At 73.3% G+C, this 13,011-nt stretch carries 14 protein-coding genes; 7 read left to right on the forward strand and 7 right to left on the reverse strand.

Annotation, left to right across the window (positions count from 1 at the left end):
- Positions 1-21 precede the first annotated feature (21 nt).
- The 5 genes from BJ983_RS18770 to BJ983_RS18790 are packed head-to-tail and all read left to right on the forward strand — an operon-like array spanning position 22 to position 3,989.
- On the forward strand, positions 22-792 hold the full coding sequence (locus BJ983_RS18770; RefSeq protein WP_179795219.1) for a DeoR/GlpR family DNA-binding transcription regulator: 771 nt from the start codon (positions 22-24) through the stop codon (positions 790-792).
- Entirely contained in the window at positions 792-1,739 is a 948-nt protein-coding gene (gene pfkB / locus BJ983_RS18775; protein ID WP_179795220.1) for a 1-phosphofructokinase, read from the forward strand. The genes BJ983_RS18770 and pfkB overlap by 1 nt, the downstream gene beginning before the upstream one ends.
- A complete protein-coding gene (locus BJ983_RS18780; protein ID WP_179795221.1) occupies positions 1,736-2,188 on the forward strand; it encodes a PTS sugar transporter subunit IIA in 453 nt (150 codons plus the stop codon). Before pfkB ends, BJ983_RS18780 begins: the two co-directional genes overlap by 4 nt.
- Entirely contained in the window at positions 2,185-3,687 is a 1,503-nt protein-coding gene (locus tag BJ983_RS18785) for a fructose-specific PTS transporter subunit EIIC (protein WP_179795222.1), read from the forward strand. Before BJ983_RS18780 ends, BJ983_RS18785 begins: the two co-directional genes overlap by 4 nt.
- Positions 3,684-3,989, forward strand: a complete 306-nt coding sequence (locus tag BJ983_RS18790; RefSeq protein ID WP_246325618.1) for an HPr family phosphocarrier protein — start codon at positions 3,684-3,686, stop codon at positions 3,987-3,989. Before BJ983_RS18785 ends, BJ983_RS18790 begins: the two co-directional genes overlap by 4 nt.
- 153 nt (positions 3,990-4,142) lie before the next feature.
- On the opposite strand, the gene BJ983_RS18795 is transcribed toward BJ983_RS18790, so the two are convergent.
- Together BJ983_RS18795 and guaB are read right to left on the reverse strand one after the other, a co-directional pair.
- On the reverse strand, positions 4,143-5,279 hold the full coding sequence (locus tag BJ983_RS18795) for a GuaB3 family IMP dehydrogenase-related protein (protein WP_179795223.1): 1,137 nt from the start codon (positions 5,277-5,279) through the stop codon (positions 4,143-4,145).
- 18 nt (positions 5,280-5,297) lie between these two features.
- A complete protein-coding gene (gene guaB, locus BJ983_RS18800; RefSeq protein WP_179795224.1) occupies positions 5,298-6,803 on the reverse strand; it encodes an IMP dehydrogenase in 1,506 nt (501 codons plus the stop codon).
- Between the two features lie 126 nt (positions 6,804-6,929).
- Between guaB and BJ983_RS18805 the strand changes: the two genes are divergently transcribed.
- Positions 6,930-7,319, forward strand: coding sequence for a DUF5319 domain-containing protein (locus tag BJ983_RS18805; protein ID WP_018330965.1), 390 nt, complete (start codon positions 6,930-6,932; stop codon positions 7,317-7,319).
- A gap of 102 nt (positions 7,320-7,421) precedes the next feature.
- Here BJ983_RS18805 and BJ983_RS18810 read toward each other — a convergent pair whose 3' ends face one another.
- From BJ983_RS18810 to BJ983_RS18820, 3 genes are all read right to left on the reverse strand, one after another.
- On the reverse strand, positions 7,422-8,270 hold the full coding sequence (locus tag BJ983_RS18810) for an anti-sigma-D factor RsdA (RefSeq protein WP_179795225.1): 849 nt from the start codon (positions 8,268-8,270) through the stop codon (positions 7,422-7,424).
- Positions 8,271-8,849, reverse strand: coding sequence for a sigma-70 family RNA polymerase sigma factor (locus BJ983_RS18815; RefSeq protein WP_179797989.1), 579 nt, complete (start codon positions 8,847-8,849; stop codon positions 8,271-8,273).
- Between the two features lie 440 nt (positions 8,850-9,289).
- A complete protein-coding gene (locus BJ983_RS18820; protein WP_018330962.1) occupies positions 9,290-9,886 on the reverse strand; it encodes a response regulator transcription factor in 597 nt (198 codons plus the stop codon).
- Positions 9,887-10,506: 620 nt separating this feature from the next.
- On the opposite strand from BJ983_RS18820, the gene BJ983_RS18825 reads away from it, so the two are divergent.
- Positions 10,507-10,806, forward strand: a complete 300-nt coding sequence (locus BJ983_RS18825) for a WhiB family transcriptional regulator (protein ID WP_179795226.1) — start codon at positions 10,507-10,509, stop codon at positions 10,804-10,806.
- A 145-nt stretch (positions 10,807-10,951) separates the two neighbouring features.
- On the opposite strand, the gene groL is transcribed toward BJ983_RS18825, so the two are convergent.
- Positions 10,952-12,586, reverse strand: coding sequence for a chaperonin GroEL (gene groL, locus BJ983_RS18830; protein ID WP_179795227.1), 1,635 nt, complete (start codon positions 12,584-12,586; stop codon positions 10,952-10,954).
- A gap of 87 nt (positions 12,587-12,673) precedes the next feature.
- Entirely contained in the window at positions 12,674-12,970 is a 297-nt protein-coding gene (gene groES, locus BJ983_RS18835; protein ID WP_018330959.1) for a co-chaperone GroES, read from the reverse strand.
- Positions 12,971-13,011 lie beyond the last annotated feature (41 nt).

Genomic DNA, 13,011 nt, shown 5'->3' on the forward strand with positions numbered 1-13,011 from the left:
GCAGAACGGAGGTGATCGGGCATGTACGCCGCAGAGCGCCACCAGCTCCTGGTCCGCCGGGCGCGGGAGCTGGGCCGGCTCGAGGTCACCCAGGTCGCCGCCGAGCTCGGCGTCACCACCGAGACCATCCGGCGCGACCTCACCGCGCTCGAGCGCCAGGGCCTGCTGCACCGCGTGCACGGCGGCGCCATCGCCACCGACCGGCTGGAGATCGAGCCCGCCGTCGGGGTCCGGGAGACCACGCACTCCGAGGAGAAGGACCGCATCGCCAAGGCCGCGGTCGCCGAACTCGGCTCCGCGAGCACGATCCTGCTCGACGCCGGCACCACCACCGCCCGCGTCGCGGCCCTGCTGCCCGACGACGTCGAGCTCACGGTCGTCACCAACGCCCTGCCGATCGCGACCGCCCTCGCCGGCCGCCACCGCATCACCGTGCACCTCATCGGCGGCCGGGTCCGCGGCGCCACCCTCTCCGCGGTCGACCGCTGGGCGCTCAAGACGCTCGAGAGCGTCAACTGCGACGTCGCGGTCCTCGGCACCAACGGCTTCTCGATCGACCGCGGGCTCACGACGCCGGACGTGGCCGAGTCCGCGGTCAAGGGCGCGATCGTCAAGGCCGCGGCGCGCAGCATCGTCGTCGCCGACTCGTCGAAGTACGGCGCCGACTCCTTCTCCCGCTTCGCGACCCTCGCCGACGTCGACACGCTCGTCACCGACCCCGACCTGCTCGAGACCCACCCCGAGGCGGCGGACGCGATCCGCGCGGCCGGACCGGACCTGGTGATCGCCTGATGATCGTGACCGTCACGCCCAACCCGTCGATCGACCGCACGGTCGAGATCCCCGTCCTGACGCCGGGTGCGGTGCTCCGCGCGACCGCCCACCGCGTCGACCCGGGCGGCAAGGGCGTCAACGTCTCCCGCGTCCTCGCCCGCTTCGGTCGCCCGACGCTCGCCGTCATGCCCGGCGGCGAGGGCGAGCTCTCGGCCCTGCTCCGCCGCGCCGGCGTGCAGCCGGTCTGCACCCCGGCCCAGGGTGCGACGCGGGTCAACACCGCGCTCGTCGAGGCCGACGGGACCACCACCAAGGTCAACGAGCCCGGCGTCGCGCTCACCGCCGACCAGGTCGACGCGCTCGTCGACACCGTGCGCGCCCACGCGGCCCCCGCGAGCTGGGTGGTGACGGCGGGCTCGGTGCCCTCCGGGGCCACCGACGACCTGCACGGCCGGATCACCCGGGCCGCGCGGTCGGCCGGCGCGAAGGTCGCCGTCGACACCTCCGGGGTCGCCCTCGCCCACGCCGTCGCGCAGACCCCGGACCTGATCAAGCCCAACGTCGCCGAGCTCGCCGAGCTGGTCGGGCACCCGCTGCCCGCCCTCGCCGACGTGCTGGCGGCCGCCCGCGAGCTCGTCGCCGGCGGCATCGGCACGGTGCTGGTGAGCATGGGCGCGAGCGGCGCGATCGCCGTCGACGCCCTCGACGCCTGGCACGTCGCGAGCCCCGTCGTGGCCGTGCGCAGCACCGTCGGCGCCGGCGACTCGACCCTCGCCGGTTACCTGATCGCCCTGGAGTCCGGCGCGAAGAGCCCGGACGCCCTCCATCACGCGGTGGCCTGCGGGGCCGCTGCGGTCGGTCTCCCCGGCACCGCGGTGCCCGGACCCGCCGACATCGACCCGATCGTCGTCCGCCCGGCGTCAGCCCCGGACTCCACCCTCGACCTCACCGGAGAGGCAGCATGAGCGACCTGATCACGGCCGACCTCGTCGACCTGGACCTGCCCACCGGGGATCGGCGGGAGGTGGTCCGCTCGCTCGCCGAACGCCTCGTGAAGGCCGGCCGCGTGACCGACCTCGAGCAGTTCCTCGCCGACATCGAGGCCCGCGAGGCCCAGATGCCGACCGGGCTCGACGGCGGGATCGGCATCCCGCACTGCCGGTCCACGGCCGTCACCGAGCCCACGCTGGGCTTCGGCCGCAGCACCGCGGGCGTCGACTTCGGCGCCGAGGACGGCAACCCCGCCGACCTGGTCTTCCTCATCGCCGCGCCCGAGGGCGGCGGCTCCGACCACATGACCGTGCTGGCCGCGCTCGCCCGCCGCCTGGTCCGCAAGTCCTTCACCGGCGAGCTCCGTTCCGTCACCGACCCGGCCGCCGCTGCCGGCTTCATCGCGAAGGAGGTCTCGGCGTGAAGATCGTCGCCGTGACCGCGTGCCCCACGGGCATCGCCCACACCTACATGGCCGCCGAGGCCCTCGAGGCCGCGGCCGAGGAGGCCGGGCACGAGATCGTCGTCGAGACCCAGGGCTCGGCCGGCTCCACCCCGCTGACCGCCGAGCAGCTCGCCGAGGCCGACGCCGCGATCTTCGCGGCCGACGTCGAGGTCCGCGACAAGGAGCGCTTCGCGCACCTGCCGCAGGTCTCGGTCGGCGTCAAGAAGGCCATCTCCGGCGGTGACCTCCTCATCGCGCAGGCCGAGGAGGCCGCGAAGAACCACGTTCCGGCGCCCGCCGGGGCCCCGGCCGCCGCCGCACCCGCCGGGGCGAAGGCCCCGACCGGTCCCGGTGCCGCGTCCAAGGTCCGCGCCTGGCTGATGACCGGCGTCAGCCACGTCATCCCGTTCGTCGCGGCCGGCGGCCTGCTGATCGCCCTGGGCTTCGCCCTCGGCGGCTACCAGATCAACCTCCCCGACGACGACCCGCTCTACAAGACCATCCTCGACGGCGGGTTCTCGGCCGGCTCGATCACCGCCTGGGGCGCGCTCGCCTTCGGCATCGGCTCGGCGGCGTTCAACTTCCTCGTCCCGGTCCTCGCCGGCTACATCGCCTACGCGATGGCCGACCGTCCCGCCCTCGTCCCCGGCTTCGTCGGCGGTGCGATCGCCGTGACGACGGGCGCGGGCTTCCTCGGCGGCCTCGTCGCCGGCTTCGTGGCCGGTGGCCTGGTCATGTGGATCAAGACGTGGCGCGTCCCGCGGGCCCTCGCCGGGATCATGCCGGTGCTGGTCATCCCGCTGCTGTCGACCGCCGTGGTCGGCCTGCTGATGTACGTGATCGTCGGTCGCCCGATCGCCCTCATCACCGAGGGCCTGACCAACTGGCTGAACGGCCTCTCCGGCACCAACGCCGTCCTGCTCGGCATCCTGCTCGGCCTGATGATGTGCTTCGACATGGGCGGGCCGGTCAACAAGGCCGCCTACACCTTCGCCGTCGCCGGGCTGTCCACCGGCTCCGAGGGCGCGCTGACCATCATGGCCGCGGTCATGGCCGCCGGCATGGTCCCGCCGCTCGCGATGGCGCTGGCCACCGTCGTCCGCAAGTCGCTGTTCACCGACGTCGAGCGGGAGAACGGCCGGGCCGCCTGGCTCCTGGGCGCCTCGTTCATCTCCGAGGGCGCGATCCCGTTCGCCGCGGCCGACCCGTTCCGGGTCATCCCCTCGATCATGGCCGGCGGCGCGGTGACCGGCGCCCTGTCCATGACGCTCGGCGCCACCCTGCGCGCCCCGCACGGCGGCATCTTCGTGGTGCCGCTGATGGGGAACCCGCTCGGCTTCCTCGTGGCGGTCGTGGTCGGCACCCTGGTCGCCACCGCCCTGGTCGTCGCCCTGAAGACCTTCGCCCGCCGCCGCCCGGTGCAGGCCGAGGCCGCCACCCCCGAGACCGTCACCGAGCGCGAGACGGTGTCGGCATGAGCACCCCGTCCCAGAGCACGGAAGGCACCATGATCGAGCGCACCGTCGTCGTCGCGACCGAGATCGGCCTGCACGCCCGCCCCGCCGCGGTGTTCTGCAAGGCCGCCGCGGCCCAGCCCGCCCGGGTCACCCTGGCCACCGCCGAGGGCGACTCCGCGGACGCCCGCAGCATGCTGGCCGTCCTCGGACTCGGGGTGCGGGGCGGCCAGGAGGTCACCCTCACCGCCGACCCGGACGTCACCGGGGCGCAGGCCTCCGTCGACGCCCTCGCCGAGCTCCTGGCCACGGACCTCGACGCCTGATCCCGTTCCCCCGGAAAGACCGAAGGGCCCCTTCGCTCGAGTAGATCGAGCGAAGGGGCCCTTCGTTCGTGTCCGGGCCCACCTCGCGTGAGGGGAACCCTCGAGCGCTCTTGTGGCTCGAGGGTTCCCCTCACGCGGGAGGAGGGAGGCGGGTCAGCGACGCACCGAGAGCCCGACCCGCTGGAACTCCTTGAGGTCGGAGTAGCCCGTCTTGGCCATGGCCCGCCGCAGCGCGCCGAACAGGTTGACCCTGCCGTCGGACTGCGGGGCCGGGCCGCGCAGGACGCCCGCGAGGTCGCACCCGCGCTGCGCGACGCCCACGACGCCGGAGCGGGGCAGGTTGGGGTGCGCGGCCGCGGAGGTCCAGTACCAGCCACCGCCCGGGGCCTCGTCCGCGGCGGCGAGCTGCTCCCCGAGCATCACGGCGTCCGCCCCGCACGCGATGGCCTTGGCCATGTCGCCCGACGTCGCCATCCCGCCGTCGGCGATGACGTGGACGTAGCGCCCGCCCGTCTCGTCGAGGTAGTCCCGGCGGGCGGCGGCCGCGTCGACCAGCGCCGTCGCCATCGGCACGCCGATGCCGAGCACCGCGTCGGTGGACGTCGAGCACGACTGCCCGTAGCCCACGATCACGCCGGCGGCGCCGGTCCGCATCAGGTGCATCGCGGTGCGGTAGTCCCCCACGCCGCCGGCGACGACGGGGATGTCGAGCGAGTCGATGAAGTCCTCGAGATCGAGCGGCGACTCGCCGTCCTCGGAGTCCGAGGCGACGTGCTCGGCGGAGATGATCGTCCCCTGCACGACGAGCACCTCCACGCCCGCCGCCAGCAGCGTCGGGGTCAGCTCCCGGGCGTGCTGGGGGCTCACGCGGGCCGCGAGCGTCACGCCCGCGCCGCGCACCTGGTTCAGCGCCTCGGTGAGCAGGTCGGGCTGGATCGGGGCGGCGTGCAGACGCTGCAGCTCCACGAGGGCTGCAGCCGGGTCGTCGGCGGCGCGGCCCACGATCTCGGCGAGCGCCTTGTCCGCCTCCGCGTGCCGGGCCCAGAGCCCCTCGGCGTTGAGCACCCCGAGACCGCCCAGCTCGCCCACCCGCACCGCGGTGGTCGGCGAGACCACGGCGTCGGTCGGGTGGGTGAGCAGCGGGAGCTCGAAGCGGTAGGCGTCGAGCTGCCACGCGGTCGACACCGCCGACGACGACCGCGTCCGCCGGGACGGCACGATGTCGAGGTCGTCGAAGGTGTAGCTGCGGTGGGCGCTGCGGCCCCGGCCGATCTCGACCTGCTCGCGCATGGGCTCTCTTTCGAAGTGTCAGCGCCCGCCGTAGTTGGGCGCCACCGCCGTCATCGTCACGTGGTGGGGGTGGGACTCGGCGAGCCCGGCCGAGGTGATCCGCACCATGTGCGCGGACTGCAGCTCGACCGTCGTCCGGGAACCCGTGTACCCCATCGCCGCCCGGAGGCCACCGACCAGCTGGTGGGTGACCTGGGAGAGCGGGCCCCGGAAGGGTACGCGTCCCTCCACGCCCTCGGGGACGAGCTTGTCGTCGGAGAGCACGTCGTCCTGGAAGTACCGGTCCTTGGAGTACGAGCCCTGCTGGCCGCGGGTCTGCATCGCGCCCAGCGAACCCATCCCGCGGTAGGCCTTGTACTGCTTGCCGTCGACGAGGACCAGCTCGCCGGGCGTCTCGGCGGTGCCCGCGAGCAGGGAGCCGAGCATCACCGACGAGGCGCCGGCCGCGATGGCCTTCGCGATGTCGCCGGAGGACTGGAGCCCGCCGTCGCCGATGACCGGCACCCCGGCCGGGCGCGCCGCGGAGTCCGCCTCGGCGATCGCCGTGATCTGCGGCACACCGACACCCGCGATGATGCGCGTGGTGCAGATCGAGCCCGGTCCGACGCCGACCTTGATGCCGTCCGCGCCCGCGTCGACGAGGGCCTGCGCCCCCGCGCGCGTCGCGACGTTGCCGCCGACGACGTCCACCCGGTCGCCCAGCTCCTGCTTCAGCTTGGCCACCATCGCGGTGACCGCCCGGGAGTGGCCGTGCGCCGTGTCGACCACGAGGGCGTCCACCCCGGCGTCGACCAGACCCATCGCGCGGGTCCAGGCGTCGTCCCCGACGCCGACCGCGGCGCCGCACAGCAGCCGGCCGTCCGGGTCCTTGGTCGCCATCGGGTACTGCTCGGTCTTGACGAAGTCCTTGACCGTGATGAGGCCCTTGAGGAAGCCGGCGCCGTCGACCAGCGGCAGCTTCTCGATCTTGCGGCGACGCAGCAGGCCCAGCGCGGCCTCGGCGGTGACGCCGACCTGCGCGGTGACGAGGTCCGACGACGTCATGACCTCGCGGACCTTGCGCGTGTGGTCCACCTCGAACCGCATGTCGCGGTTGGTGATGATGCCCACGAGCTTGCCGGTCTCGTCGGTGACCGGGAGGCCGGAGATGCGGAAGCGGGCGCAGAGCGCGTCGACCGCGGCGAGGGTGTCGTCCGGCGAGCAGGTCACCGGGTCGGTCACCATCCCGGCCTCGGACCGCTTCACCACCTCGACCTGGGCGGCCTGCTGGTCGGCCGGCAGGTTGCGGTGCAGCACCCCCATGCCGCCGCTGCGCGCCATCGCGATCGCCATCCGCGCCTCGGTGACGGTGTCCATCGCCGAGCTCACCAGGGGGATCCGCAGCGTGATGTTCCGCGACAGGCGGGCCGACGTGTCCGCCTCGGAGGGCACCACGTCGGACTCGGCCGGGAGCAGGAGGACGTCGTCGAACGTCAGGCCGAGCAGCCCGAACTTCTCCGGCACGTCGGGGTCCGTCAGCACCATGCCCCCGATGCTAGTCGCCACCCCGGAGTGACCCCGGTCTCCGCAGGTGGGAAGTGGCGCCGTCGTACCCGGCCGTGCGGGTAGGGAGGTCCTCGATCGACATCTCCCGACCGGTAGATTCGTGGGGTGCCGTACGAAGCCCTGCCGCCCGACCCCTTCGCGGGCGACCCGTCGTCGGACCCCTCCCGCATGCTCGACGCGCTCCACGACGTGACCGCGCCGGAGGACCTCCCCCTCGACGAGGAGGAGCGCGAGGAGGTCGTCGCCGACCTCGGGGACCTGGCGGTGTTCCAGGCCCTGCTCGCCCCCCGCGGAATCCGTGGGGTGGTCGTCGACTGCGACGACTGCGAGGAGCAGCACTTCCACGACTGGGACCTGCTCCGCGCGAGCCTCCAGCAGCTCCTCGAGGAGGGCCACATGCGGCCCCACGAGCCCCCGTTCGACCCGGACCCGGCCGCCTACGTCACGTGGGAGTACTGCCGGGGCTTCGCGGACGCGACGCTCGCCGAGCAGTAGGTCCTTCCCGACGGCGGGTCCCGCCCGCCGTCGGTCCTCCCCCTTCACGACGACGGGCCCGGCTCCCCCTCGGGGGAACCGGGCCCGTTCGTGTGTGTGGTGTTAGTTGCTCGGCGTGGGCGTCGTTGTCGTCGTCGCCGACCGGCCCTCGGTGCCTGCATCCGGCGCCGGAGTACTGGGCTCGGAACTCACCGGAGGAACCGGCGTCGGCGAGACCTCGGTCGTCGAGCCCCCGGAACCCGGCCTCGGCTGCTTCGTCACCTCTGGGGACGCAGGAGCCTGTGTCTCCGACCCACTCCCGGCCGACGGCTCGGTCGACTGCGTCGGGTCGAGCGACTTCAGCGCGTCCTGACGCTGCTGCACGAGCGGCGGCTGGTCCTCGGGCTGGACGGCCTGGATCTGCCCCTGCACGGACTGCAGCAGCGACGCGGCCGTCGCCTTGTCACCGCGGGCGATCGCCTTGTTCGCCTCGACGATGGTGTTCCGGGCGTTCTCGGCCTTGACCACGTTGTCGGCGTGGGAGGAGAAGAAGACCTTGGTCAGCCCGAACATCGCGTCGCCGGGCTGCGCGGAGTGGACCGCGACCGTGAACCCGGACAGTGCGACGGCGATGGCCGCGGCGGCCACCGCGAACGGCATCCGTCGTCGGGCGCGGCCGGCCCGGCGCTCCCGAGCGTCGTGGCCGGCCTCGACGGCCTGGGCGGCCTCGTCGAGCGACACCAGTTCCGGCATGGGTTCGGCCTCGATGTCGGCCTTCCACGAGGCGAGGATGGCGGCCAGATGGTCGTCGTCCTGCCCTGGACGCCCGAAGACGTCCCCAGTTCCCACCCCGCCACTGATCGCCCCGCCGGCGATCGCATCGAGCAGGGCGTCGTCGGCCCGGACGGCGGCGAGGTCCACCGGGCCGTCGACCAGATCGTCACCCGCACCGAACGCGCGGTGACCACCCACTCAACTCACCTCTTCCGAGATCGCGGACACGGCGGTCCGCAGCTTCGACAGTGCGCGGTGCTGTGCCACCCGGACCGCTCCGGGTGTGGATTCGACCGCTTCCGCGGTCTCCTCCGCCGAGAGACCAACGACGACACGCAGCACGAGGATTTCCCGTTGTTTGGGAGGCAGCGTGTCGAGCAGCTGACCCATCTGGACGGACAGAGCACCGTTCATCGCGCGCTGCTCCGGACCGTCGTACGGGTCCAGTTCCTCGGGCAGCTCGGAGACGGGTTCGGACTTGTTCCGCGCCACCGAGCGATGGGCGTCGACCACCTTGTGCGCCGCGATCCCGTACACGAAGGCGAGGAAAGGGCGACCCTGGTCCCGGTAGCCGGGCAGTGCGGTCAGCACGGCGAGGCACACCTCCTGGGCCACGTCGTCGGCCGAGACCGACGACCTCTCCTGCCTCCCGATCCTCGCGCGGCAGTAGCGCACGACGAGCGGTCGGATGATCGCGAGGACACGATTGAGAGCCGAGCGGTCGCCGTCGTTGGCGGCGGCCACCAGCCTCTCGAGGTCGTTCCCTGACTCGGTCATCGCTCCCCGTGGCCCCGGCGTTACGCGCGGCGGTGTGACCCGCAGGTCCACCTCGGTCCGACGGGCCGCGTCGTGCACGGTGGGAACCGACGCACTCGGTGGCCCGGAGGCGTCACCGTACCGTCCCCCCGGACGGACCGCGCCATGTCCTGCGGACGGGTTCCCCCGATCCGGCACCCGCCAGCGGTCGGCGGCCCGATGGGCGGCACGCGGTGTGCCGATCGGCGGGGTGGCCACCTCGTCGGGGGCCGATCCGTACCCACTGACGGGGGGAATCGGCGACCCCACCGGCGGGCTCTGCGGCGGCGGACCCACGGACGGGTGGACCGGCGGGTACGCGGACCCCGGGTACGGCGGGTAGGTGGGCGGCGTCGTGGGATACGCCCCGGTCCCCGGGTCGGCGACGGGCCGACCGGGGTGGACGGGACGGGGCCGCGCGGTCAGGAGACCAGGCCCCGTCGGAAGCCGTGCGCCACGGCCTGCGCACGATCACGGACGCCGAGCTTGCGGAAGAGCCGGCGCGCGTGGGTCTTCACCGTGTCCTCGGACAGGTAGAGCTCCCGCCCGATCTGGCCGTTGCTCTTGCCCTGCGCCATCCCGCGCAGCACCTGCAGCTCGCGCTCGGTGAGCTGGACGCCGGTGTCCGACGGCGTGCGCGGGGCCGGCACCGAGGTGCTGGCGAGGGTGTGGGCGAGCGCGGCGACCAGCTCGGGACGGGAGGCGTCCCACCGCAGGTAGCCGCGGGCCCCGCCCGCGATGGCGGCGGCGATGCTGCCGGAGTCGTCCGGGGCACCGAAGACGATGACGTTCGCCTGCGGGTGCGCGGCGACGAGCCGACGGGTGGCCTCCACCCCGGTCGGCACGGCGCGCTGGGTCCCCACGAGGACGACGTCCACGCTCTGCCGGGAGAAGCGGGTGAGCAGCTCGTCGCCGTGGGCGACGCAGTCGATGCGGTGGACGCCCGGCACGGCCGACATGACGCGGGTCAGGCCCTCACGCACGCTGCGGCGGTCGTCGCAGATCAGGACCGTCGTCACGGAAGTTCCTCCCTGCAGCGTTCCTGCAGTCGCTTGGCGGGCACTACCGGTCATCGGCGCGCCGCCGCCCCGGCTTGAGTCGGATCCGCGGTTTTCCCGCGCCGGATCGACGACCGGTGCCATGCCTGCTCCTCATCCGGTGATCCTGCGGCGACCGGACGGCGTACCGCGCCGTACGACGTGGTTGCCACCGGACCCCTCTCCCCTGTCAACGGCGCCGAGGGCGACCGGTCACGGCCGACCCTCCCGCTCCCCCGTCGTATCCGCCACCCACACGGAGCACCGAACACGGTGTGCTCAGGGAATGATCACGGATGGTGGTCGTATGGGCAAGTCTTGTCACGCACCGGATTCGTCGACCGGTGCGATCGGCGCGGTGTGTCGCGCATCCGGACGACCGGCGGTCGATTGCGAAGGGGGGGACGGCTCACAACCGGATGTCTTGTCCGCCGTGGTCCGGCGGTCATAGGGTCGGACCACGGTCGCCCTGCGCGCGACCACCGGCACGGACGGTGACGCACCGGCCGGGCCCACCACTTCGTGGTGCCGACGACGTCGGGTCTGGACACCTCGGGCCCGGGGCCGCCGCCCACCCGCGTCAGGACGAGGAGGTGGTCGAGATGGCCGACGTCCGTCGACTCCCCGGCCCCAACGCCGATCTCTGGGACTGGCAGCTGCACGCCGCGTGCCGCGGCATGGACAGCGCGTTCTTCTTCCACCCCGACGGCGAGCGCGGGCCCGCCCGCGCGAGCCGGGAGCGCCGCGCCAAGGCGGTGTGCGAGGGCTGTCCCGTGATGGAGCCCTGCCGTCGGCACGCGCTCGCCGCGGGCGAGCCCTACGGCATCTGGGGCGGACTCTCGGAGTCCGAGCGCACCGGGTCCCGCTCGCGCGGCCGGGTGCAGGACATCGTCATCCGCTGAGACCGGCACGGACCCACGGACGGCCCGCCGGTCACCGTCGACGGTGACCGACGGGTCGTTCGTGCATCCGGGCCGGACACGACGAGAACGGGCCCGCACGCCGGTGGCGTGCGGGCCCGTCGTCGTACCGGTGACCTACCGGGACTCAGTGCCCGTGCCCGTGGCCGTGCCCGTGGCCGTGGCCACCGGCGGCGGCGGGCGCCTCCTCCTCGGGCTTGTCGACGACCGCGGACTCGGTCGTCAGCACCATGCGCGCGATCGAGACCGCGTTCTCCAGGGCGGAGCGCGTGACCTTGACCGGGTCGATGATGCCCGCGGCCATCAGGTCGCCGTAGGTCTCGCTCGCGGCGTCGTAGCCGGTCTCCCAGCCGCCGTCGGCGACCTTGGCGGCCACCACGGCACCCTCGAGGCCCGCGTTGGCCGCGATGGCCTTGAGGGGCGCCGAGAGCGCCCGACGGACCAGCGCCACCCCGGTGGCCTCGTCGCCGGTGCGCCCGAGGCCGCCCTCGAGCTCGGCCGACGCGTGCAGCAGGGCCGCACCGCCGCCGGGCACGATGCCCTCCTCGACCGCGGCCCGGGTCGCCGCCACCGCGTCCTCGATGCGGTGCTTGCGCTCCTTGAGCTCGGTCTCGGTGGCCGCGCCGACCTTGATCACCGCGACGCCGCCGGCGAGCTTCGCCAGCCGCTCCTGCAGCTTCTCGCGGTCCCAGTCGGAGTCGGTCTCGTCGATCTCGCGACGGATCGCCGCCACCCGGCCCTCGACGGCGGCCTTGTCGCCGCCGCCCTCGACCAGCGTGGTGGCGTCCTTGGTGACCACCGCGCGCCGGACGGAGCCCAGCGCGTCGAGCCCGGCCTCGGAGAGCTTGAGCCCGATCTCGGGGTTGATCACCGTGGCGCCGGTGGCGGCCGCGAGGTCGTCGAGGAACGCCTTGCGGCGGTCCCCGAAGAACGGCGCCTTGACCGCGCAGATGCGCAGCGTCTTGCGGATGGCGTTGACGACGATGGTCGACAGCGCCTCGCCCTCGAGGTCCTCGGCCACGACGAGCAGCGGCTTGCCGGACTCGACGACCTTCTCCAGCAGCGGGAGGAGCTCCTGGATGGAGGAGATCTTCTCGCGGTGCAGCAGGACGTGGGCGTCCTCGAGCACCGCCTCCATGGACTCGCCGTCGGTGACGAAGTAGGGCGAGAGGTAGCCCTTGTCGAACTGCAGCCCCTCGGTGACCTCGAGCTCGGTCGCCAGCGTCGAGGATTCCTCGATGGTGATGACGCCGTCCTCGCCGACGCGCTCCATCGCCTCGCCGATGAGGTCGCCGATCTCCTGGTCGCGCGAGGCGACCGCGCCGACGGCGGCGATGCCACGCTTGCCGTCGACCGGGGTGGCCTTCGCCCGCAGGACCTCGGTGACCTTCTCCGCGGCCGCCGCCATGCCGGCGCCGATTCCGGTGGGGCTCGCCCCGGCCGCCAGGTTGCGCAGGCCCTCGGCGACGAGCGCCTGGGCCAGCACCGTGGCCGTCGTCGTGCCGTCACCGGCGACGTCGTTGGTCTTGGTGGCCGCCGTCTTCGCCAGCTGCACGCCGAGGTTCTCGAACGGGTCGGAGAGCTCGATCTCGCGGGCGATGGTGACACCGTCGTTGGTGATGGTCGGTCCACCGAACTTCTTGTCCAGCACGACGTGGCGCCCCCGCGGTCCGAGGGTCACCTTCACCGCCGCCGCCAGCTGGTCGACGCCGCGCTCGAGGGCGCGACGGGCGGTCTCGTCGAACGTGATCTGCTTGGGCACTATCCGTCCTTTCGTACACCGGACACACCACCGCCCCGGGACCCCGGAGCTTCGGGATCACCGGGGCGGTGGCGCTGCCTACGGTGCTTAGTTGACGACCGCCAGGACGTCGCGCGACGACAGGATCAGGTAGTCCTCGCCGTTGTACTTGACCTCGGTGCCGCCGTACTTCGAGAAGATGACGACGTCGCCGACCGCGACGTCGAGCGGGATGCGGTTGCCGTTGTCGTCGACCCGCCCCGGGCCCACCGCGAGGACCTTGCCCTCCTGCGGCTTCTCCTTGGCGGTGTCAGGGATGACGATGCCGGACGCGGTCGTGGTCTCGGCCTCGGAAGCCTGCACCACGAGCTTGTCCTCGAGCGGCTTGATGTTCACGCTCGCCACGGGATGACCTCCACGATCTGGGGTCCAGCTGTTCTGGATGG

The sequence above is a fragment of the Actinomycetospora corticicola genome (genome assembly GCF_013409505.1).
Classification (GTDB): domain Bacteria; phylum Actinomycetota; class Actinomycetes; order Mycobacteriales; family Pseudonocardiaceae; genus Actinomycetospora; species Actinomycetospora corticicola.